The sequence below is a fragment of the Rhodanobacter sp. A1T4 genome, assembly GCF_014207185.1.
GTDB lineage: Bacteria > Pseudomonadota > Gammaproteobacteria > Xanthomonadales > Rhodanobacteraceae > Rhodanobacter.
On record NZ_JACHCP010000006.1, the window covers coordinates 180,356 to 202,063 of the forward strand.

Genomic DNA, 21,708 nt, shown 5'->3' on the forward strand with positions numbered 1-21,708 from the left:
CGGGACAATCAAAATGTCCCTGAAGACTCCATTCTTCTAGTAGCCAGCAGTAGCCAGATCCCCCGCATTGACCGGGTGCCCTACCTGTAGATCTTTACAGGTGAGTTTGCTTGGGCTGCGTGGTTGAATGGCCAAGGGGCAAGGCAGGGGAAAAAATTACGTAATTCGCTCACTTCGCCGGTCGAGTGCCGACAAGGACTCTGATCGGACCCTAGGGGGCACCGCAGGCGGCAATCGGGGACAAACAAGTCGGCAGACCGATCGTGACATGCCGGATCGAATTCAACCCGGGCGCCAGAAGAGCACCAGGCATCGACATCCGAGGCAGTTCGCAAACCAATACCTGATTGGTGTAGGGGAAAGCCATGAAAAAAATGCTCGTGAGCTTTACGTTGCCCGTTTGTCTGCTGCTGGCTTGTTGCTCTAGTGGCAAGGCCGAAAAAAAGCAGGATATCGCGGCGACGGAAAAACAGGCTTCGGCCCGAGATGCGGATCCAGGCGTTGTGGTCATGTCGACCCGGCCTAGCGACATTCCCGTCGGCGCGGCCAATGCGACCCTGACGCAGGCCGCGCAGTTCGCCTGGAACCAGTTCATCGCGCTGAATTGGCCGGCCGTGCCACAGGACGGCACTAATCGGGAGAAGCCGTCCGTCTTGCCATTCGGGACGACCGGACAGCCCCTGATCTGGCAAACCTACCGCTCGAGGGTCGAGTTGTTCCCCTGGCAGGATTCCCTTCCGCCCGGCGCGACGCAGGATCCAGGTACCGGCAAAGTCACCTTCCACTACAACGCAACGCCGCAGTACTACTATAAAAAGAAAATCCAGTCCTGCAATCAGAGCCCGGACCCCGGCGTCCCGCCCTGGATCAATCTCGACGAGATTTCGCAGATCGGTCTGAACTTCATGTTCGACGGCGATGCCTCCGACGACTACCCGCCGACCGGCAATTCGGTGCCGAAGCTGATCCGCTTCCTGGCCAAGGGCAACAGCATGTATTCGGAGTACATCAACGAGCACAGCTACTTCAACCACGGCGGCACGTATTTCCAGGATGTCACCAATTTCAAGAACGCTGTCGCAAACGACAAACCGCCGGCGGACGGGAGCGGCTTCATCGAGTTCCCGAGCGATACCGTCATGGTGAAATCCGCCTGGCGGTTGTTGACGAAGGCCGAACTCGCCAGCGGCAGGTTTTACAGTGCGCCGGTGCGCTTTTATGAGAAGAAAGCCGGCAAGATTTGCTACAACGACGAAGCCGGCTGGGGGATGGTGGCGCTGCATATCGTGCAGAGGTCGCCGAGCACGCCCCACTACTTCACGTTCGCAACGTTCGAGCAGGCCGACAACATCACGAATGTTTTTGGCAATCCGATCGAGAGCACTGTCGGTGGAGCGACGCCGAACGGCAGTCCGACGACGCCGGAAATTTCCCATACGGATTACCCGAACCCGGTCACGACTACCGCAAAAGGAGCCTTTTGCAATCCGAGTGGCAACGGCCACCTCTTCTACAAGAACAGTGCGCCCGGCTTGCCGCAAGCAACGGACGGTCATGGCGGCATCTGCGTGAACAACCGCAGGTACCCGATCCCCCAGCAGATCGTCGATGTCAACAAGGAGGCTCAGCAGAAGATTCAGGTATACGACCAGGCCAACAATGTGACGAACTCACCCTGGCCTTATTACAAGCTCATCAACGTGCAGTTCCAGCCGTTCAGCGCCGCCGATATCAACGACAGCAACCCCAATCGGCTGACCTCGACCTATCGGCAGGCCAACATCGTCGTCGAGACCAACTACACCCTCCAGAATTTCTCCGGCCGGCTGACCAATGACGACCTGTCTTCTGACGGGCAGACGACCGATTTCACCGCCACCGGCACCCCGTTCACGAACGTGTTGATCGCAAACAGCGCCAAGATGCAATTCGCCCACTACAACATGGGCGGTTGCATGGGTTGCCACGGCAATGCCCAGGTCGGCGGCACCGACTTCAGCTTCATGTTGTTCGAAGGCCCGGAAATCGAGCCCGAAACGCCGGACTTCTCTCAAGCGGCGCTGGCCGCTCGGAGGAAGGAATACAAGTTCTGATGAGAACCAGGGAGAAACATCATGACGGCGTACTACAAGATCCATCCGGCGATCGGCATCGCCCGTGTCGGGGACAGCCCGGAATATTATCTTGCGCCGGAAACCGCCGGCGGTCTGCCTACGATCTACTCCAGCGCATCCACCAACATAGATGCGTTCCGCGACAAAGATAGCAAGCTGCTGAAGCAAGCCGTCCGCTTCAAGGTATTTCGCTACGACGAGCTGCATCCGCATGGTGTGGAAGTCACCCGAGGTCAGAATGGCGTCGTTGCGATCAGCTGGACCATTTCTGTGGCGAACAAGAAAGCGAGCTGGTTCCAGTTCGATCAGCAAACGGGGTCCGCGCAAGGCCCGTACCCTTCGGACTCTACCCCTGTGTCGACGGCGCCCTATGCGTTCGTCAACGACAAGGGCTATGACGCCAACAACAAAGCCAATCCTTACATACCGGGCAAGCCGACGGGTAAGCCGACAAACCCTGAGGCGCCGTCGAATCCACTGCGCTACAACCTTTCTTTAAACACGAGCGACGATCCTGCAACGATCAACGACGCCAATCGTCGCCAGCTAATCCTCGCCGCCTACGGAGAAGTTTCTTCGGTAGAGGAGCGCAGCGATTTGACTCTTTCGCCTTCTGACTACCCCTTTCTATCAACCTTGAAGCCGAATCCGATCTCTCATCTGGGCGCTATCGTTTTGGATGACGATCTAGGTCTCATTTTCTTGCCGGGCGACGGCAACTCAGGGACGACCTCCGCTGACGGCGTTCGCATCACGCACTACGCCAACAACGAGGGCTGGTTCGACGACACCTGCGATGGCATCGTGTCCGCAGAAGTTCATTTCGCGACCGGCGGGCAGAGCCCGGCCGGCACTGCCTGGGTCATTGCGGCGCCACCGGCGTACGCGCCACAGGTGCTGAACCAGGTCACGATGTACGACAACATGTACGACGTCTTCGTACGCAAGATGTTCGTGAATCCGGCACTACACGCCGGCAACGGGTTCGATCCCACCTACAAGCCCAGTTATCCCGACGAGATTCTGCCCATCCTGAGTCGCCCGGACATCTATCAGTACGTCTGCAATATTCCAGGGAGAGGCACGCAGCAGCATCGTGTGACTCAGTCCGCCGATCCGGACACCTTCCAGGATCAGATCTTCGACTACATCCGCCAGCGCGGTCTCAGTGATCCGGGCGATAAGCCCAGCAACGTCGGCGAGAACCAGTCCGGATTGATGCCGTACCTGGCCGGCGATAATCCGATCTCCAATATCACCATCTCGAAGTACCTCGGGCTTACCGAAACCCAATACTTCTTTCTATCCCAGTACAGCAACGGCATCTATACCAAAGAGCCGTTACCCAAGCTCGGCCCGGGGCCCGCGCTCGACAAGGCGGCTTTGTCCAATTGCGTCGGCGGCGCTTTTTCGCCAGGCATCGAAATCACCTGGATCACCCGCAGCCCGACGATCTACCAGCCGTTGCCGAGTCCCTTCGGGCCTTCGGACTTCTTCCGAATTAATGGCGAGAGTGCTTTGGTCCCGTCGCTCACCAAAGGAAGTTCTGGAGATTACAGCAACGAAACGCTCGAGCCGGGCGACCTGACCAAATACATGGCTCAACCCTGGCAGGCGGATTTCAACGAGTGTTCGCTGCAGGACATCAGTAACGTTGGCGTGAACAAGTATGGCGAACCGCCCAACCAGACGGCCGGCGAAAACGTCGCCAACTATTGGTGGTGGCCCGCGCAAAGACCTTACGCCGTGTTTCCAAAGGACACACCCACACAGCAGGTGATGTGGACGCGCGACTTCGTCGACGACGGCAACGACGGCATCCTGCGATCGGACATCCAGATGGTGACCTGCTGGAAGTACCTGGGCTTCATCGTCGAGAGCAATCAGCCGGCGCCAGCGCCGCGCTACTGGGAAGTCTCGCGCCTGGACAAACCGATCAAGGACTACAAGCCCTGAAGCGCCCGGCGTCATGTTGACCGAGTGCGATGTCGGAATCGTGGGAGGCGGCGTTGCCGGGTGCGGGACAGCCATCGCCCTGCGCAATCGCCGCCCTCTGAGCATCGCGCTGATCCACAAGGCCGAAGCCCGGTTGTTTCCAGTCGGCGAAACATTGCAGCCTCAGGCCCGGGAGCTGGCGGAGAAACTCGGCATCCTGGAGGAGTTGCGGTGCACGCCGCACCTGCCATCCAATGGCGTCTGTTCGGCCTGGGGAGACTCGACGCTCGCCTATAACGACTACCTGTTCAAGGCCTCGGGTAAGGGATGGCTGCTGGATCGCGCGGCTTTCGATCTGTCCCTGCTCGACAAGGCCCGCAGGGGCGGTGTCCATATCGTCGAATCGTCGTATTCCCGCCTCGACAGCGGCGCCGACGGACGCTGGTTGCTGTCGACGCGGAACGGCGCGGTGATTCGCTGCCGCTTCGTCGTCGATGCGACCGGCAGGCGCTCAGCCGTTGCGGACGGCCTCGGCGTGCCGCGTATACGATTCGACGAATTGCATGCCGTCTACGCCCTGTGGGAGGGCCGGCCCGAGGTCTTCCCCCACCACACGCTGGTGGAGAGCGTGGAGAGTGGCTGGTGCTATGCGGCCGCGCTTCCTGCGGAACGTTTCGTCACGGCGTATTTCACCGACAAGGCGCAGATCAAGGCAAACCGGTTGACGCAGCCGGACCGGCTGCTGCCGCTGCTGTCACGCGCGCCCCACATCGGGCGCTTGTTGAGCGCATCTTCGAAGCTGGTGGGCACCCGGGTCGTCGTCGCCGATTCGAGCATGCTGGACTTCGCCGGCTCCGAAAAGGGATGGCTTGCCGTGGGAGACGCCGCTTCGGCGTACGACCCGCTGTCCTCGTTGGGCATCGCGAAGGCGCTTGGCGGCAGCCTGGCCGCGGCGGGGGCGATCGATTCCTGGTTGGGAGGTGAATCGGGCGAAATAGACGCTTACTGCCGGAATATCGAGTCGGGCTTCGATCAGTATCTGGCCCAGCGCCATCACTATTACGGGCTCGAATCGCGCTGGAAAAAGGACCCATTCTGGAAACAGCGCCAGGACTGGATCGGTATCCACCCCGATTGGGTTCTTCAAAGATCGGGGCTTCGAAAAAAAATTCCGAACCGGATCGTCAGCTCCGAAGTGCTCGAGCAGATTCTCGCAGCCTTCGGCGACGAGGCAAGGCGCGCCCACGAAGCCGTTCGCCTGGTCCGCGGTGCTCTTCAGAGGCGCTTCTCCGATTACCGCTTGATCCAGGCCATGCGGTATCTGGTCGAATCGGGACACCTTGCGGTTCAGGCCTCGGACGGCGGCGTCTTCGGTTTGTAGCAGTGTGCGCGAAACTTCGGCAAGGTTTGAAACACTGCCAACTGCAACAGGTTCATCCGGCGTGAGCCACGTTCGACGTCGCTGACATTAGGACTGTGGACTTTATATCTGCTTTTCAGATATCTGAAATAAAAAGATAAATGCAACAGGCGCGGACGGCCGTGTTCGCGATATCGCCGGAGCAACTAAGGGGGCAGGTTCACTTCCCAGAACTCTGTATAGCGCAGCGCTGACGCGACTATGCGCTTGCCATCGCTTTCAACCAATCCGGTCACTGGCGAAATGGCACGCCAACCATGACTTGATCTTCCAGGCATTCCGCAACACGTTGTTCAACGCGGCAACAATCGTCTGCCGTGTTTTCTCGACGACGAGGATAGAAGCCGATATCTGACGTTGCACGGCTGATGCAGAAACTTGGCGACAGTATGTCGGACAGTTCAATACACGCCATCGACGCACAGGCACTTTGTGGGAAGGTCGTTATAGAGTCGGTCTGGCCAGTGTTGTCAGGAGCGCACGGAGGCGCCTCGCTAAACCATCGGCCCCGTGCCCGCATTTCTCGCTCGAATCGCTTCGGCGGTCCGCGGAATAAAGAAATCGAGCCCGACCTCGATCACCTCGGCCTGGATCTGCTCGACGAACGGTCGAAACGATTGGTTGTATTGCTCGAACGCTTGCTCGAAATCGCCAGAGCACGCTACGAACGCGTCGGCCAGCGCCGCCGCGCCGTCGATGGCCAGTGACCCGCCGCGACCGGCGGCCGGGGAGGGACAATAAGCGGCATCACCGACCAGGGCGATCCTGCCCTTCGTCCACGAGGGCATGGTCGTGTGGCACAGCTTGTCGAAATAAAAGCTGTCGGAGCGACGCACCTGGGCGAGCAATTCAGGCGTACGCCAGCCCACGTCGGCAAATCGCTCCGTAATGATTCGACGCTGCTCATCCTCATTGCGATAGTCATAAGGAATTTCATCCTCTGACTGAAAACACAGACAGATGTCAGTTTTCTGGTTGTAGGCATTGAGCATGACCGCTATGCCAGGCTCGTTATACATTTGCGTCGTGTTGTCGGGGATCAGCGACTGATCCACGATAGTGATCGAAAAATAGGCGCCCAAGTAACGCAGGAACTGCGCTTCGTCGCCGAAGCAAAGCCGTCGAACCGTGGAGTGGACGCCGTCGCAACCGACGACCAGGTCGAACGAACGCTGCTCGCTGCCCTTAAAGCTCACGGCAATCTGGTGCGTTTCGTCGTTCAATGACTGGATGGAGTCGCCGAACATAAACTCGACTTTGTCCTTGACCGCGTCGAAGAGCATTTCGAGCAGCACGTCGCGCTCGATCTCATATTCGTCGTGTGCGTCGTTCCCTGTAAGTTGCGGGCGAACGCTTGATCGCTCCGTGATATCGGCGGCGTTCTTGAACTCCATGACTTCCATTTTCAAGGCGTGCTCGCGGATCTGGTCAAGAAGACCCATGCGCTTGACGATGTCGATGGTTCGGTCCTGGATATTGACGGGTGTGCCACCCTTCTTGGGCCCCGAAGCTATCTCGACCACGGTGACCCGGTAGCCGAATGTCGCCATCCAATAAGCCGTCGAAAGGCCAGCAAAGCTGGCGCCGCAAATCAGGACACTCCGATTCATTGATGAGGTTCCATAGGTTGGGTTAGGCGGGGCATCATCTGCGACGGCCAACCAACGCCGTAGAAGGCAATCGCGTATTATGTAAACTAAGTCTAAAATTATACTAAGTATAATTCTTAAGGGTATGAGTCCTGATGTCAACGCCTCCGGCCCGTCGAACGCGCAAGCGCCTTGCAACCCGAACCTCGATCTCGGACGTCGCCACGCGTCTGTTTTTCGAGCGAGGCTTCGACCGGGTCACGGTGGACGAAATTGCGGAAGCGGCCGATGTCAGCCGGATGACGGTGTTCAATCATTTCCCGCGAAAGGAAGACATGTTTTTCGACCTCGATGCGGAAGGTCGGGAAGAACTCATCCAGGCATTGCACACCAGGGATTCAAAGCTTTCGCCCATCGATGCGCTGCGTGCGTTTGCCCATCACGCAGTGGCGAAACGCAGGCCGTATGTCGAGTTTTGCGATCAGAGCCAGCTGTTTATCGAGACCATAGAGGCCAGTGAAACGCTGAAAGCCCGGGCTCGCACGATCCGCGACGAGCTCGTCCGAGAAGTGTCGGTGGCTATGGCGGAATCGGTTGGCCGCGCACCGGGCGACGCGGACGCTCATCTCGTCGCCGGCATCCAGGTCGCCACGTGGGGTGTTGCCATGTTGGAGGCCCATAAGACTTATCAAAAAACCCGTAAAAACGCTGCAGCACACAAGGTTCTGCTGGCGATCGTGGATAAAGGCGCGATCGGGCTGGCGACAATGATGGCGGGCACGCCTTACGCCAATGATTGATCGTCCTCTGGGGAGCGAATCAGGTCAGAGCGCCTTACTCACATGATTGGAAAGACTGACGCTCCACGTCAGTGCCTCACTTGTTCCGTCGCGATACGAAACAGCGAAAGCGTCGGTGCCGCGTCGATTTAGCTGATAGTGCTCATCAACTGGACCGCTCGTCCTCAAAAATCTACGCCACCAACTCTGGCAGGATCGATGCGTCGTCAATGGCGTTGCGCGAGCGCTTTTCACGTTCAAGAACCCCCTTGATTCAACCGGAGTATTCGACCATGACAGACGCAATTCAGCGGCTCAGGGCGGCAGCCGGACTGGCGCTTGACCAACATGCCTCCACGCTGGTTTCGCGCACTTTCAGCACGCCTCGTCAGACCACCCACTACATCGAGTGCGGGCCGGCCGACGGACCGCTGATGATTTTCCTCCACGGCTGGCCGGGCATCGGTTTGATCTGGCGCGCCCAGATGGACGCGTTCGCCGCCGACGGTTGGCACTGCGTCGCTCCTGATATGCGCGGCTACGGCGGCTCTTCCGCGCCTGCAGCCAGCGACGCCTACACCGTCAAGGAAATCGTGGCAGACATGGCGGAGCTGCATGACCACCTTGGCGGCAAGCCGGCGATCTGGGTCGGCCACGACTGGGGCAGTCCTGTGGCCGCTGCGTTGGCCGCGCATGAGCCCAGGCGCAGCCGTGGCGTCGTGCTGACCTCGCTGGCGTATTTCCCCGACGCGTTTGCGCTGCCCACGCTTGTCCCGCTGGTCGACCGAACGCTTTACCCGGCTGATCAGTATCCGGATGGCCAGTGGGACTACTTCCGCTACTACACGAAGCACTTCGATGCGGCGGTCGGCGACCTCGATGCGGACCAGACAGCGACACTGGCGTCGATTTACCGACCAGGCAGCCCCGCCGCCATCGGCAAGGTATCGCCGTCAGCGATGCTCACGCGCAATGGAGGGCGCTACGGCGCTGCGCACCGCGCCCCACCGACGCAAGCTGATCCGACTCTCTGGCCGCCGGCGGATTTCGACGTGCTGGTGCAGGCGTTCAAGGGTCATGGCTTCCGCCCCGCCAACGCGTGGTACCTCAACGATGACGCCAACATCGCCTACGCTCGCGAGGCGCCCAATGCTGGCTGCCTGTCGCAGCCGGTGCTGTACGTCAACGGCGACTGGGACGTGATCTGCAGCATCACCGGAAACCAGCAAGGCGAGCCGATGCGCGCGGCCTGCGCCGACCTTACTGTAACGAGTCTGCCCGCCGGCCATTGGCTGCCGCTGGAGCGTAAGGCAGAACTCATCGGGGTAATGCGCACTTGGCTGCAGAGTAAAAACCTTTGATGGCGGCGGTCGGAAAGTGAGGTCCGATACGCGAGGTGTGAGCCTTAAGTCTATTTTGGCTAACCGCGTAAGAGCCCTTATGGGAATGCTCGGTGCGCGAACGGGTTTCGCGAAAAACAAAAGCTTAGGGTCAAATCTGACCCTGTTCGGTTCCCAGGGTCGTCGCCCGGGGTCTCGGGCGTATCACCGCAAGAGGTGCTGCTGATAGCTTCGAACGTCGCGAAGTCCGATCAGACGAGCCGTCGTTCCAGCGCTCGGAGCACCGCACGGGTACGGTCGCTCACGCCGAGCTTCGACAGAATGTTGGAGACGTGGTTGCGCACCGTGCCTTCGCTGAGACGCAGCGCCTCAGCGATCTCGCCATTGGAGATGCCGCTGGTCATCAGCTTCAGTACCTCGCGCTCGCGCGGCGTGAGCGCGTCGGGTGTCTCGAAGGCGTCATCGCGCCAGGCGCCGGTGCGGGCAGCGTCCAAGCCCTCCGCAAGCGGGGCGAACAGATACGTGCCGCCACCGGCGACGGTGCGGATCGCCTCCACGAGGGTCTCGGCGGTGACGGCCTTGAGCAGGAAGCCGCGTGCGCCCGCCCGCACGCCGGCCACTAGGGCTGCATCGTCCTCAAAGGTCGTGAGCAAGAGCGTGGGTGGGAGGGCACCTCGCGCGGCGAGGGTCTCGACGACCTCAACGCCGGTTAGCTTCGGCATACGCACGTCCAGTAGCAGGACGTCCGGCCGATCGGCGGTGACGACGGCGACCGCGGCCTCGCCATCGGCGGCCTCGGTGCAGACGACGATGCCCTCGAATAGGGCCAGCAGGGCCTTGAGGCCACTGCGGATCAGCGCCTGGTCATCGGCGATGCAGACACGGATCACGGCCGCGCGCCCACGGGCGGAATCGCGCCGCTGACCTGGAAACCTTCGCCACTGTGGCTGAGCACCGCCAGCCAGCCGCCCAGGGCCTCAAACCGTTCGCGCATGCCGGCCAGGCCTTGGCCCTCGGTAACGTCGGCGTCTGTTCCGACGCCATCGTCCTTCGCCATCAGCCGGACCTCCCCGTTGGGAGCTTGTGTGAGCTCTATCCTGAGCTGACGCGCGCCTGCGTGCCGGCGGGTATTGGTGATCAACTCCTGCACGCAGCGCAAAAGGGCGTCCGCCCGAGGTGCGTCCAGCGCACCGAGTGCCTCGGGCAGGACGAGCCGAACGTCGAGGTCGGCCGCCCCTTCAGCCAACGCCAGCAGGGTCGCCTGCAAATCCACCGACTGGACACGCACCTGGCTCACGACCTTGCGGACTTCAGCCAACAGCTCGCCGGCGATTTCGCGCGCCTGGCCGAGATGGGACGCCACCTGGCCCTCCGCCAGCCGTGCGGCCACATCGAGGTGCACGTGCAAGCTGGTGAGATGGTGGCCCAGCACGTCGTGCAGATCGCGCGAAATGCGCAACCGCTCGCCCATGCGGGCGCTTTCGCTCAGCAGGGCTTGGGTGCCGGTCAGCTCAGCATTTGCGCGGGCCAGGCGCTCGTGCGCCACGGCCTCGCTGCGGGCAAGGTGGGCGGCGCTGATGGCGAAGAGCTGGAAGCCACAGCTCGAGACCAGGATCACCGCCGACATGCCCTGTCCGCCGACGGCGCACTTCTGGGCGACCAGGGCCATGGCCAAGGCGGCCGCCGCCAGTAGCGCCGTGCGCAGTGAAGCGATCCAGGCCACCTGCCAGGCGATCACGACGATCATGCTCGTCACCAGAAAGCTCGGGTAGAGCCAGACCAGGTATTGGGCGGCGAAGCCCTCGAGGAAGAACAGGGCGGCCTTGCGCCGCGTCAGGCCCGGAGCCCCGTCCAACTCGGCCGCGACATAGGCCGCGACCAGCACGCCATAGGCGACCGTCCACTGGAGGTCCCAGTGTGGATGGGCAGCAAAGGTTTCCGGCTGCAGCAGTCGGGTCACGAGGGCCAGTCCCCCGGCCGCCGCCAGCATCAGAACACACGCGGCCTGGACGAGCAGGCGGATGCGATCGAGCGATGTGCGAGGCCAGGGCATGGGCCGACCTTAACGCTCGGGCGCGATCCTGTCCCATGACGCTTGTCATGGGCAGCGGGCATGACGGCGTTCACTTATCGGGCGGGGCCGATCTGCCCAATCCTGAGCACGCCCATCAAGTCACGCCCATTAACCCACGACCATCAACCAAGGAGACATCGATGCTTCGCTCATTCCTGTTTCGCCGGACCACCCTCAGCGCGCTCGCCGGCGCCATGATCCTTTGCGCTTTCGCCTTCCAGGCTCGTGCCGCCGACCCGTCTGCGGTGGCGTGCGCCGGGATTGCCGCGCCCGATCAAAAACGCGATGCCACGACGATCCAGCGGATCGAGCAGGCTTGGCTGACCGCGGAATACCACGGCCACCGGGAATATCTGGCGTGCCTCCTGGAGCCTGACTACCAGACCTCCAGCCGATCCGGCCTCGTCCGCTCGCGGCAGGACGTGATCGATCGCGTCCCGCAGGTCGCCGACGACGCGCGCGAGGTCCCGAAGCTCGAGACCATCGTCGTGATCCACGGAGACTCCGCGACGGCCCATTCCATCCTCAAGACGACCGACAAGGCGGGCAATCCGAAGGAGGTGCACTTCGTCGACGGCTACACCTTCCACGATGGCCGCTGGTTCGCCTTCAGCGGCGCGGATCTCTAGTCGCTCGGCGATGCAAGACCGGACTGAAAACCGGGGGCGGAGTGGACTATTTGAAAAGTGCACTCTGACACCCGGCTTTCTTGTTCTGCCGGCCTTGCGACGACTCACGGTACGCGGCAAGGTCGGCATCCATCTGCACGACATCCTTGTAATACTCCACGACGATCTCGGGCAGACGATCCTTGTAGATTTCGTAGGCGGCGAAGACAGGGAGCACTAGGTACTTGAATACCACCTAGGCCCACTTACGGGTACAAATCGAGGGGGCAGGTTCACTTAAAACCTAGCTCGTCAATCCAAGATCCGAAAACGGGCATGCCTAATCTCAGATTCACTTAGGTGTGTGGCTTGGTTGTGAAACCAGATTAGATTTATTTCTAGGCCATTGGTAAGTGAGCCTGACCCTGTTGGTGCAGGCGCATTTGACTTGAGCTGTCGTCTACCCCGCGAGGGAATCGATTTGCTTTGGCCCATCTCGGCGTCGCGTCAAGCGTGCCAAAAGCGGGTGTCTCACGCTATTGTCCGAACGACACCACCATCGACACGCAAGGAAGTGCCTGTTGTCGCCGACGCCTGCTCCGAGCAGACATAGACGACCAGGTTTGCGACTTCTTCGGTTGTCGCAAAGCGATTGAGGAGCGTTGTCGGGCGCATCGTTTTCAGGAACTGCTGCTCGGCTTCCTCTCGCGTAATGCCTTGCTCCTCTGCACTCGCCTTCATCCAATTGCCCAGGATCTCCGAATTTGTCGGACCAGGGAGGACCGAATTGACGGTGACGCCCGTTCCGCCGACCGCCTCGGCCAAGCCCCTCGAAATGGCGAGCTGCGCGGTCTTGGTCATGGCGTAGTCGATCATGTCCTTGGGGATGGCAAGCGCGGACTCGCTGCTGATGAACACGACACGCCCCCAGCCGCGCTTCGTCATGTTCGGCACATAGTGGCGGGCGGCGCGAATGCCGCTCATGACGTTCAGCTCGAAGAGATCGATCCACTCGCTGTCGGCAATATCAAAGAAGGGTTTCGGGCGCCCCGTGCCCACATTATTGACGAGAATGTCCGCATCCGGTGCCCGCGCGAACAAGTCCGCGGCGCCTTCCGGGGTCGCAAGATCGGCGCAGACGCCGGTGAACTCAACTTTTGGGAAAAGCTTGCGCAAATCGCGAAGCGCTGCAGCGACCCTTTCCTGGCCGCGGCCGTTGATCACGACTGCAGCGCCAGCGCGTGCCAGCCCTTCGGCAATGGCTCGGCCGATACCTGCCGTAGACCCGGTAACGACCGCTTTGCGGCCAGTAAGATCGATATTCATGACACCAGTCCTTCAGTTGCGGAGAGAGCTGGATTGTGGGTGATATCGGAACCAATGATAATGGCTTAAGTTTTCATAATATTAATTCCCTGGAGGAATGGGTTGGATCGATTCCACGAATTAAACGCCTTCATAGCCGTGGTTGAAGCAGGCGGTTTTTCCGCCGCGGCGCGCACAACCGGGGATTCACAGTCCGCCATCAGTAAGGCCATCGGTGGGTTGGAGAAACGCCTGGGCGTGATGCTGTTCAACAGAAGCACACGCCGGGTGACCCTGACGGATCAAGGGCGGAGATACTACGATCGGACAAAGCCGCTTATTGACGAGATGCAGGACGCTGATAGCGAACTGACCCGAAGCACGCTGGGTGTTTCGGGTTTAATTAGGATCGCCGCATCGGGTACTTTCGGCCGCCTTCATGTTTTGCCGCTTATCCCCGACCTGTTGTCACTCAATCCCGGCCTTCAGGTGGATCTCGTTCTCTCGGACATCGTGCGCGATATGGTGGAAGATCGGATCGACCTTGCGATACGCGTGGGGCCTGTCAATGAACCCGACGCGGTTGTCAGGCGCGTGGCGATCACACCGCTCGTATGCGTCGGATCCCGTCGTTATTTCGAGCGCTGCGGGATACCAAAGACCCCCGCGGAACTCGTTGCGCACAACTGCCTTTTGTATGGCGGCGTAACAGAGGCGGCGAAATGGCCGTTCGTGGGGCAAGAAGGTCGATTCAGCGTGCCGGTTCAGGGGAATCTCTCATCCAACAGTGTCGAAACGATCCGGACCGCCGTTCTGGCCGGTGTTGGAATTGGCATGTTCGCCAAGGTTTCCCTTGCTGATGAACTCCGCCATCCCGATGTCATTACGATCCTCGAGGAATTTATGAGCGATGTCAGAGATATAAACCTCATCTGGCCGAAACGCCGTTTCGTTCCGGCCCGTGTCCGACAAGTGACCGATTTTTTCGCGGAGGCCATTCCGCGGCGAACTTAGCCCCCGAACTTAGAAAAACAGGGGCAGAGTGCACTTTCGCCAAGCGTGAAATCGGGGTCAGAGTGGACTATCAGAGTGGACTATTTGAGAAAGCGCACTCTGACACCCGGCTTTCGTCGGACATGTACGATCACGTACGTCAGCTCTTGTGAGGGTAGTGGTGGTTTGACTAGCCTAGATCCACTTTGGGAGTCAGCTAAAGCAGGGGATTGCTATGCACCGGTATTTGCTTCTTGCGGCGGCACTTTGTCTCGCGTGTGCGTTTACCACGGGAGTATCGGCAGAGCAGCGCCCATCAACAACAGAGCCTGCCACCGTTTCTGCTGAGCCCGTGCGGGACAAGGCGCTGAGTTCGGATGCAATGGTGGGTTTGATCGGGACTCTGATCGGCGCTGCCATCGGTGCGGTCATATCGATCGTCGCAGTCCGCCTTACCGCCAGAACGCAGCGCGTACAGGAGAGGGCGGCAAAGATCGCGCGCACGCAAACCGCCCGGGCGCTAGTGACGGCTGAAATAGATCACAATCTTGCTGCACTCGAAGGGTATCTGGCGCAGACAGATCTTGAAAATCCGGTGCGTGATCGCAGCAATCTGAGTGGTCACGAATGGATCGCGGTACATGCGACGCCAAATTGGTCGACGATCGCCTGGGAGCGCGCGCTGAGCGATCTCCTTGATGGCGCTTCATCGTCCGAGATGCTGCAGGTCTTTTCGTTCTATACCAATCTGAAGGCATATTCCCTGGCGATTGATCTCGCGGTGTCGTATCACACGATGCGACTGGAGGCCAAAGTGGACTATGCGCTGGTGCAGGCGAGCTACCACATACAAGAGGAATTGGCCCGCAAGATTCGGCAGGCAGGCAATCCGCTGCGGCATGAGGCGGCGGCATAGAAAAAGGTGTCGGGGTGAGCTGGCCTCGTTCGAGCTTTGAGTCGGACTTCAAGCTTCCCGTGCTGCGAGGTCGGCGCACACGACAGCGGTGTGATCGTCGGCCGGGAAAGTGCAGTCGATCCGTAGTTCGTCGAGGGTCACGTCGTACGGCGCCGCGAAGGTCGTGAATGTTTCGAAGAAACGAAGCTCGCCAAACGCGCTGTGGAAGGTGAAGTTGACGATCGGCGATAGCTCCTCGCCCAGCTTACGCTCGCGCCAGCGTGCCGGAACGTCGGGGTAGGCAAAAATTTCTTCGAGCAGCTGCTGCGTCCGGCGATCGGTCGGATTGGTGGCGAGATCGTCGTGCAAGTGCCGGATGAATCGGGTGGCCACCTCGTGCCAGTTGGCGATCACCGGGCGAAAGTCATCAGGGTCGAAAATCTGGTGCAGCAGATTGACATGTTTGCTCGGCCGGCCCTTCATCAGCATATGTCCCACCCTGACGGCCGCCGCATTGGTTGCCAACACGTCCCAGTGCCGACTGATTACGAAAGCCGGATACGGCTCCTGGTGCGCGAGGATCAGGTCGACTGCCTGGCGCACGTGATCAAGTGCCGGGGCAGCCAGCGGGCGTTCGGGATGCATCGCCGCGAAGCCTGCTGCGCGCAGCAACGCGTTGCGTTCCCTGAGCGGCATGCTCAGTGCATCAGCCAGGCGAGATACCGTGTCGCGGCTCGCACGGGCTTTGCCGGTTTCGATGCAGCTGAGGTGTCGCGTCGATATGCCCGTTTCCAGCGCCAAGTCGAGCTGGCTCAGACGTCGTGCCGCGCGCCACTCGCGTAGCAACGCGCCGATCGGCGGATGGGATACAAGGGCCGGGAGCGTGGCGATGGGTAATCCTTCCGGTGGTGCTCTCACACAAGAATATCTCCAGATGCTTGCGCCGTAACACAGTGCCGGCTCCGGCAGAATCGTGTGGAACCCGATCCTCAGACCGAAAAGCGATGATGTATTGAGTTCATCCGCCTGGCAGCACGCGATGGATCTGGGTGAAGATGACCTGCCATTGGCCGTCGCGCTTCGCCCATACATCGACGAAGCGCGCTCGCATCGTGTAAGGCTTGCCGTGATCGATACCCCCTTTGCATCGACCATCCCGCCGAGCACCGCACCATTCGACCATGCTTTGCGCACCTGCCGGCTGATCGCAACGTACGTTGTCTTGTTGCCAGGCACCACCGAATCGGCGATGGATTCAGTCTTGCTCTCGTTCCTGCCGCTGATGTTCGCCAGGATGTAATCGTCAGCGAGAAGCCGCTCGAGCCCGGATCGGTCGGACTTCATCTGTGCGATGTCATAGGCAGTCGCTGCGGCGGCGAGGTCGGTAGGCAGGCCACGATAGTCGCCGACCCCTTGCTCCGCATGCACGGGAAGAGCAATCAGCACCACGACGATGATCCAGATTCGGTTCACTGCCCGCATCTTCATTCTCCAGGTTTCGAGATTCGAGCGAGTGTTTTCTGCGCCGGCTTCGCGCGCAATGACCTGCCAGGTCAAGTCGATAACCATCGGGATGGTGTTTTCACGATCAGCGTCAATAGGGCAGTTCACTCCGTCTCCTTTGAGGCTGCCAGTAGCACCTTCTGAAGTTCTTATCTGACCCGCTTTGATGCGTGTGGTCGACCGTGCTCAGTGCGAACCCACGCTAGCGGAAGCCGCAGGCGCCGACGCCTCGGCCGCTGCGCGCTTGGGTGTATCGGCGGGGCAATATGGCTTGAGGTATCTGCCTGCACGGTACAGATCGATGCATTCGCGCACGTCGGCCTTGAAGGCCAGATCAGGCGTGTTGATGGGGCAGCCGTAGGATAGCGGCTTGATCTCCCTGTACTCGGCGAAACAGGTCGATAGCGGCGGCGGCTTGGGTGGATTCGGATCGTCGGCGAGCGACCGCGACGGCATGTTGAGGCGCTCGTCGCCGTCCTTGGGTGAGGGCGGTATGGGCGGCGTGCCGCATAGCGGGTTGAAACCAGGTTTCTTCGGATCGCAGATGCTTTCGGCAATCCCTTTGATGACATCGCCTACATGGCGACCCACTGCGCCACCGACCGTCTCGTTCGGTGGCGGGAAATATTTCTCGAAGCGGGTGGTCTTGGTGTGCATCTGGTTGTAGTCGTGCTGCATGATCTGACGATCGTCCGCTGGCTTGGGCGGTGCGCCCTTGGCGTTGGTTGTTGCATAGTTGGTCGGAGCTTCGGGCGCCAGCCGCACCGAGCCATCTTTCGCGAACACACTGGAAGCGGACGGCGTGGCCACGGAGGCGGCTGGCGCAGGTGCCGCTGCATGATCTTGCACGACCATCGCATCACTTCGCGGCTTCTCGTGCGTCACGGGGCGAACGCGCGGCGTCGCCACCTGCCGCGGCGGCACCAAGGTGGGCGGCGAGGGTGGCTCAGGTGGCGGCGCGACGCGCGGCTCGCTGGAATGATCGATCAGACGTATGACCAGTGCCTGCTCGCTCTCGCTATCGACAGGCGCCACCGCCAGCTGCGGCAATTTGGGCTGCATCTCGTACCACAGCACCAACGCGAACAGTGCGTGCAGTACCAATACCAACACCAGCACGAGCGTCAGCACCGGGCGCCTCAGCGCTGGCTGTCGCCAGCGCTTGCGACCCAAGGTCTCGCGCGTTTCGCTGTCGAGTAATGCCAGACCGCGCGCGCGATCCTTCTCTTGCGGATGTAGGGCCTGCCCGGAACGTTCGATGACACTGCCTTATTTCAAGCCAATTACTTACACGAAACCTGCGCATACCGTCAGCGCGTGTCGCGGCTAACCTCGGTAGACAGGTTCTTTCATTCAGGGTTCCCTTGATTCGGAAACTGGTACATAAACATGGGTGCACTTTCGCTGCAAAAAAGGGCGGGTTGCAGTTATCGGGATTTAATGGACACCTGATCGGCACCTTTGGCATGCTGCCTAGGTTTCGCATTGTCTGTCGGCACGCGTCAGCTGCGCATGCGGGAAAGTCCGCTCCGACCGTCCGGTTTTGGATCTTGGTCCAAGCGGATAACGACGATGCAAGAGCACCGGCCAAAATCTGGCCTTTGAGGTTATCGCGAGAGGCTCGCGAAGGACTCAAAAAGTCAGAGCAGTTGCGTATGCTCAAGATCAAGGAACGTGCACAGAAGTCGGCGGAGACCGAGGCGGCTGCAAAGCAGGAGCAAAGCTAACCGGGTCAGGGCTTGTGACGCCTTCATCAGCTGGCGCGGTGTAGCGGATGATGTCGTGGCTGGGTCATCAGTACCTGAGCGAGGATTGTCTCGGGTTGTCCAGGCGCTGCCAACATGGCAGTCTGCATGGTTCTACCTCTGGACGTCCAGACGTCCACACCTTTCTGGAGATTCCATGCCTCGCACCTTCTTCGCCTTCGCGCTTGCCGCGTGTCTATCCGCTACGGCGTTTGCCGCGGTACCTGCGGGCGAACAACCGGGGCTCGCGCAGATCCGCGAGATCGACCTGCGGGCCGATATCGGCTTTCTCGCCTCCGACGCGCTGCATGGCCGGCTTTCGTTGCAGCCCGGCGACGATGTCGCTGTGCAGTGGATCGCTTCGGAGTTTGCCAAGGCGGGGCTCACGCCGGCGGCTACCGACGGCCAGGGCCGCCCCAGCTATCTGCAGGCGGTGCCGCTGATCGAATACCGGCCCGACGCTCAGGCCACGCGACTCACGCTCAAGCGCCAAGGCCAAAGCACGCAGTGGAAGACCCCTGACGTTTCGGGCGCGTTCCCCGAGGATCGCGATGTCGTCGATGCACCGGTGGTGTTCGCTGGCTACGGCATCACAGCGCCGGAGCTTGGCTATGACGATTACGCTGGTCTCGACGTGAAGGGCAAGGTGGTGATCGTGTTCGATCACGAGCCGCAGGAAACCGACCCCAGCTCGATCTTCAATGGCACCGGCAACACCCGCTATGCCACCGGTTACGTCAAGGTACTCAACGCGCAGGAACACGGTGCCGTTGCTGTGCTGATAGCCCCCGAGCCATCGCATAACCATCCCTCGGCCCAGGAGATCCGCGTTCGCATCGGCCACCAGGCCGAACATGCAGCCAACCCGATTCCCGCCCAGGCGCTGGTGGACAACGCGTTGCACATTCCCAGCATGGTGATTTCCGCCGAGGTGTCCAGCCAGCTTCTGGCGAACAGCGGCAGTACGCCGGCCGTCTTGCAGAATGCCATCGACAAGGATCTCAAATCGCACTCGCTGGCGCTGACGGATACCGCGATCAGCTTGCACCTGCACAACAGTTCGCGGCGCGAAGGTATTACCTGGAACGTGGTCGGCCTGGTCGAGGGAAGCGATCCCAAGCTGGCACCGGAAACCGTCATCATCAGTGCCCATCACGATCACGACGGTGAAAGCGACGGCAAGATCTGGCACGGCGCCGACGACAATGCCTCGGGCACGGTGGGCGTGGTGACTCTGGCCCATGCCTTCGCCAGCAACCCGGTCAAGCCCAAGCGTTCGATCCTGTTCGCGGTATTCGCCGGGGAAGAGCGCGGACTGCTCGGCGCCTACTATCTGGCGGCCCATCCGCTGCGCCCACTGGACACCACGCGCGCGATGATCAATTTCGACATGATCGGTCGTGATGAGAAGCCCAGCGCGCAGACTGATGGCCTGATCCAGGTGCCAGCCGATACCAGCAATCGCCTCAATCTGATCGGCGCCGCCTACAGCCCCGACTACCAGCGCACCGTGGCCAAACAGAATCAGCAGGTGGGCCTGGTGCTGGACGACCGCTTCGATCACGAATACGCCCTCAATGTGTTCTTCCGCTCCGACCAGTTCCCATTCGTGCTGCACAACGTGCCGGCGTTCTGGTGGTTCACCGGCTTCCACCCCGACTACCACCACCCCAGCGACACCGCCGACAAGATCGACTATCCGAAGATGGCGAAAATCCTCAAGCTCGCCTATCTAAGCGCCTGGAAATTCGCCGACGAGGCCACGCCGCCGCGCTTCGAATCCCATCCCGGCGGCCAGAAAATAAATTGAGCGACACGGCATGGCCCTAAAAAACAGGTGGGTCAGAGCATGAGGTTCCCCGCCAACCTCATCGATCGATCAACACGTTGTGCGCGGATTGAACAACAAGGGTGTCGGGGTGCACTTTCTCTGAGCGCGGCTGACTTGGGAAGAAGTCCACGCTGCCCCTGTTTTACCGTTTTTGTCTCCCTTAATATTGCGTATTCAAATACCCGATCTTGGTAGTCACCGGCGCGAAGACACCGGCCTCCGTGAACCAAAGCAAGTTCGTCCTCTTGTCCAGTGCGATGTTGTAGTAGCCACTATTGGGCGAAGGAATCGTGTATTCGGTAAATCGAACCTCAAATGGGTCGAGGCGGCCGAGCAATCCTGTGTCTTCCTCAAACCAGACGCGCCCCTGGCGATCCACGCGCATGTCCTCCGCATCAGCGTTGGCCGTGGGGATGGGATATTCGATCCATCCCTGCGTCATGGCTGGTCGGACGGTATGGAAGCTGGGAGCCACCGGCGTGCTCGTACTTGGCGTGCGTTCCGCCATGGTGCGTGATACCGATACGACCTGATTGCCGGCCCTGAGCGTATTGGGTACGACAACGGCATCGCTGTGAGGGGCTGCAAACGGGATGAGTAGCGCCAAGGCATTGGCGTAATACTCCGATACCCACACCGTGCCATTGGCATTGGCCACCACGCCAGAGGGCGTGCCGCCAAGCGTCGGCACCATGTAGGTGCTGATCACATTCGTCGATGGATTGAGGCGGCGAACCTTGTTCGTACCCGCCGCGCCGGCGCCATCGAAGTTGCGTTCCACGAACCAGGCGTTGCCCAAGGGATCGAGGCTCAACTGCTCCATGTTGTCGTCGGCGTGCTCCAGCGTCACTGACCATTCGGTAACAACGCCACGCGGAGAGAGCCGGCCGATACCTGCGGTTTCGGTAAACCATTTGCTGCCGTCTGAAGCGATCTGGATAAAGAACGGCGACGCCCCGGAGGGAATCGCATACTCATCGATCTTCCCGGTATCCGGGGCCAGATGCCCGATGGCATGCGTCGCGCTATCGGTAAACCAGATGCCATCTTCACCCGCCTTGAGGATGAAAGGCTGGCCGCTGTTGGGTATGGGAAATTCGGACGACGTGCCATCCGGATGCAGGACAGCGATTTTCCCTGCGCTGGTCTCGGCGTACCACACATCGCCATTGCCAGCGACGTCGACACCCTGCGGAGAGCTGGAGAGGGAAGGCGTTGCGAATTCACCGATCGTGGCCTTGGCGGTCGACGCGTGCGCCGACATGCCGAGGAGAGTCGTGCTCACGATAGCCTGTGCGGCTACGTACAGGATGCGTTTCATCATGTAGCTCCTTGTGATTTTACGGATGTGATAACGATGCGAGCGGGGTGATGGCTCCGACGAATTATCGTGGAAAAGTATGAGTACACAGGTGACGAAGTGCCAGAAATAACGGTGTTACGGAGAAAACGTATCAGGGACAGTTTCTGGCAACAGGATGGCTCCTGGGATAAGGCGGATACGCGGCTTGCATTGATCGCGATGCACATGGTTCGTGAGCGATGCTATCGCGCATGGCCCGACCTCCACGCCACGA

17 protein-coding genes are annotated in these 21,708 nt (G+C 60.4%); 9 read left to right on the forward strand and 8 right to left on the reverse strand.

Going from position 1 to position 21,708, the window contains the following annotated elements:
• The first annotated feature begins 365 nt into the window (after positions 1–365).
• Genes HDE80_RS13655 through HDE80_RS13665 form a run of 3 tightly spaced genes read left to right on the forward strand, consistent with a single transcriptional unit; the run spans position 366 to position 5,430 of the window.
• The gene (locus HDE80_RS13655; protein WP_184671744.1) at positions 366–2,093 is read left to right on the forward strand and encodes a hypothetical protein; all 1,728 of its coding nucleotides are present in this window, start codon (positions 366–368) and stop codon (positions 2,091–2,093) included.
• Between the two features lie 21 nt (positions 2,094–2,114).
• Complete coding sequence (locus HDE80_RS13660) at positions 2,115–4,070, forward strand: LodA/GoxA family CTQ-dependent oxidase (protein ID WP_184671746.1); 1,956 nt, start codon at positions 2,115–2,117, stop codon at positions 4,068–4,070.
• A gap of 13 nt (positions 4,071–4,083) precedes the next feature.
• A complete protein-coding gene (locus HDE80_RS13665) occupies positions 4,084–5,430 on the forward strand; it encodes a tryptophan 7-halogenase (RefSeq protein WP_184671748.1) in 1,347 nt (448 codons plus the stop codon).
• A 533-nt stretch (positions 5,431–5,963) separates the two neighbouring features.
• On the opposite strand, the gene HDE80_RS13670 is transcribed toward HDE80_RS13665, so the two are convergent.
• Positions 5,964–7,079, reverse strand: coding sequence for an FAD-dependent monooxygenase (locus HDE80_RS13670; RefSeq protein ID WP_184672171.1), 1,116 nt, complete (start codon positions 7,077–7,079; stop codon positions 5,964–5,966).
• A gap of 134 nt (positions 7,080–7,213) precedes the next feature.
• Here HDE80_RS13670 and HDE80_RS13675 point away from each other — a divergent pair, with 134 nt between their 5' ends.
• Together HDE80_RS13675 and HDE80_RS13680 are read left to right on the forward strand one after the other, a co-directional pair.
• Positions 7,214–7,858, forward strand: a complete 645-nt coding sequence (locus HDE80_RS13675) for a TetR/AcrR family transcriptional regulator (RefSeq protein ID WP_184671750.1) — start codon at positions 7,214–7,216, stop codon at positions 7,856–7,858.
• 272 nt (positions 7,859–8,130) lie between these two features.
• Positions 8,131–9,198, forward strand: coding sequence for an alpha/beta hydrolase (locus tag HDE80_RS13680; RefSeq protein ID WP_184671752.1), 1,068 nt, complete (start codon positions 8,131–8,133; stop codon positions 9,196–9,198).
• A 230-nt stretch (positions 9,199–9,428) separates the two neighbouring features.
• Here the strand turns inward: HDE80_RS13680 and HDE80_RS13685 are convergent, their stop codons facing one another.
• Together HDE80_RS13685 and HDE80_RS22375 are read right to left on the reverse strand one after the other, a co-directional pair.
• Positions 9,429–10,067, reverse strand: a complete 639-nt coding sequence (locus tag HDE80_RS13685) for a response regulator transcription factor (RefSeq protein ID WP_184671754.1) — start codon at positions 10,065–10,067, stop codon at positions 9,429–9,431.
• Positions 10,064–11,230, reverse strand: a complete 1,167-nt coding sequence (locus tag HDE80_RS22375) for a histidine kinase (protein ID WP_184671756.1) — start codon at positions 11,228–11,230, stop codon at positions 10,064–10,066. The genes HDE80_RS13685 and HDE80_RS22375 overlap by 4 nt, the downstream gene beginning before the upstream one ends.
• Positions 11,231–11,391: 161 nt before the next feature.
• Between HDE80_RS22375 and HDE80_RS13695 the strand changes: the two genes are divergently transcribed.
• Complete coding sequence (locus tag HDE80_RS13695) at positions 11,392–11,880, forward strand: DUF4440 domain-containing protein (protein WP_184671758.1); 489 nt, start codon at positions 11,392–11,394, stop codon at positions 11,878–11,880.
• Positions 11,881–11,926: 46 nt separating this feature from the next.
• On the opposite strand, the gene HDE80_RS13700 is transcribed toward HDE80_RS13695, so the two are convergent.
• On the reverse strand, positions 11,927–12,097 hold the full coding sequence (locus HDE80_RS13700) for a hypothetical protein (protein ID WP_184671760.1): 171 nt from the start codon (positions 12,095–12,097) through the stop codon (positions 11,927–11,929).
• Positions 12,098–12,390: 293 nt separating this feature from the next.
• The gene (locus HDE80_RS13705) at positions 12,391–13,185 is read right to left on the reverse strand and encodes an SDR family oxidoreductase (RefSeq protein WP_184671762.1); all 795 of its coding nucleotides are present in this window, start codon (positions 13,183–13,185) and stop codon (positions 12,391–12,393) included.
• A 102-nt stretch (positions 13,186–13,287) separates the two neighbouring features.
• Between HDE80_RS13705 and HDE80_RS13710 the strand changes: the two genes are divergently transcribed.
• Both HDE80_RS13710 and HDE80_RS13715 read left to right on the forward strand, forming a co-directional pair.
• Positions 13,288–14,178 carry a LysR family transcriptional regulator gene (locus HDE80_RS13710; protein ID WP_184671764.1) on the forward strand — a complete coding sequence of 297 codons (891 nt, stop codon included), beginning with the start codon at positions 13,288–13,290 and terminating at the stop codon, positions 14,176–14,178.
• A gap of 364 nt (positions 14,179–14,542) precedes the next feature.
• Positions 14,543–15,073: a hypothetical protein gene (locus HDE80_RS13715; protein WP_184671766.1), complete on the forward strand. Its 531-nt coding sequence runs from the start codon at positions 14,543–14,545 to the stop codon at positions 15,071–15,073.
• Positions 15,074–15,121: 48 nt separating this feature from the next.
• Here HDE80_RS13715 and HDE80_RS13720 read toward each other — a convergent pair whose 3' ends face one another.
• Positions 15,122–16,663, reverse strand: a complete 1,542-nt coding sequence (locus HDE80_RS13720; protein WP_345776451.1) for a helix-turn-helix domain-containing protein — start codon at positions 16,661–16,663, stop codon at positions 15,122–15,124.
• A 78-nt stretch (positions 16,664–16,741) separates the two neighbouring features.
• Positions 16,742–17,686: a hypothetical protein gene (locus HDE80_RS13725; protein ID WP_345776452.1), complete on the reverse strand. Its 945-nt coding sequence runs from the start codon at positions 17,684–17,686 to the stop codon at positions 16,742–16,744.
• Positions 17,687–18,457: 771 nt separating this feature from the next.
• Between HDE80_RS13725 and HDE80_RS13730 the strand changes: the two genes are divergently transcribed.
• Positions 18,458–20,110 carry a M20/M25/M40 family metallo-hydrolase gene (locus HDE80_RS13730; RefSeq protein ID WP_184671768.1) on the forward strand — a complete coding sequence of 551 codons (1,653 nt, stop codon included), beginning with the start codon at positions 18,458–18,460 and terminating at the stop codon, positions 20,108–20,110.
• Positions 20,111–20,291: 181 nt separating this feature from the next.
• Here the strand turns inward: HDE80_RS13730 and HDE80_RS13735 are convergent, their stop codons facing one another.
• Entirely contained in the window at positions 20,292–21,452 is a 1,161-nt protein-coding gene (locus HDE80_RS13735; RefSeq protein WP_184671770.1) for an antibiotic hydrolase, read from the reverse strand.
• Positions 21,453–21,708 lie beyond the last annotated feature (256 nt).

Excerpts from the sequence above, each read along its gene's own strand:
- HDE80_RS13660 (WP_184671746.1), top strand. The coding sequence starts at position 2,115 with ATGACGGCGTACTACAAGATCCATCCGGCGATCGGCATCGCCCGTGTC.
- HDE80_RS13735 (WP_184671770.1), bottom strand. The coding sequence starts at position 21,452 with ATGAAACGCATCCTGTACGTAGCCGCACAGGCTATCGTGAGCACGACT.
- HDE80_RS13670 (WP_184672171.1), bottom strand. The coding sequence starts at position 7,079 with ATGAATCGGAGTGTCCTGATTTGCGGCGCCAGCTTTGCTGGCCTTTCG.
- HDE80_RS13705 (WP_184671762.1), bottom strand. The coding sequence starts at position 13,185 with ATGAATATCGATCTTACTGGCCGCAAAGCGGTCGTTACCGGGTCTACG.
- HDE80_RS13665 (WP_184671748.1), top strand. The coding sequence starts at position 4,084 with ATGTTGACCGAGTGCGATGTCGGAATCGTGGGAGGCGGCGTTGCCGGG.
- HDE80_RS13655 (WP_184671744.1), top strand. The coding sequence starts at position 366 with ATGAAAAAAATGCTCGTGAGCTTTACGTTGCCCGTTTGTCTGCTGCTG.
- HDE80_RS13695 (WP_184671758.1), top strand. The coding sequence starts at position 11,392 with ATGCTTCGCTCATTCCTGTTTCGCCGGACCACCCTCAGCGCGCTCGCC.
- HDE80_RS13680 (WP_184671752.1), top strand. The coding sequence starts at position 8,131 with ATGACAGACGCAATTCAGCGGCTCAGGGCGGCAGCCGGACTGGCGCTT.
- HDE80_RS22375 (WP_184671756.1), bottom strand. The coding sequence starts at position 11,230 with ATGCCCTGGCCTCGCACATCGCTCGATCGCATCCGCCTGCTCGTCCAG.
- HDE80_RS13675 (WP_184671750.1), top strand. The coding sequence starts at position 7,214 with ATGTCAACGCCTCCGGCCCGTCGAACGCGCAAGCGCCTTGCAACCCGA.
- HDE80_RS13730 (WP_184671768.1), top strand. The coding sequence starts at position 18,458 with ATGCCTCGCACCTTCTTCGCCTTCGCGCTTGCCGCGTGTCTATCCGCT.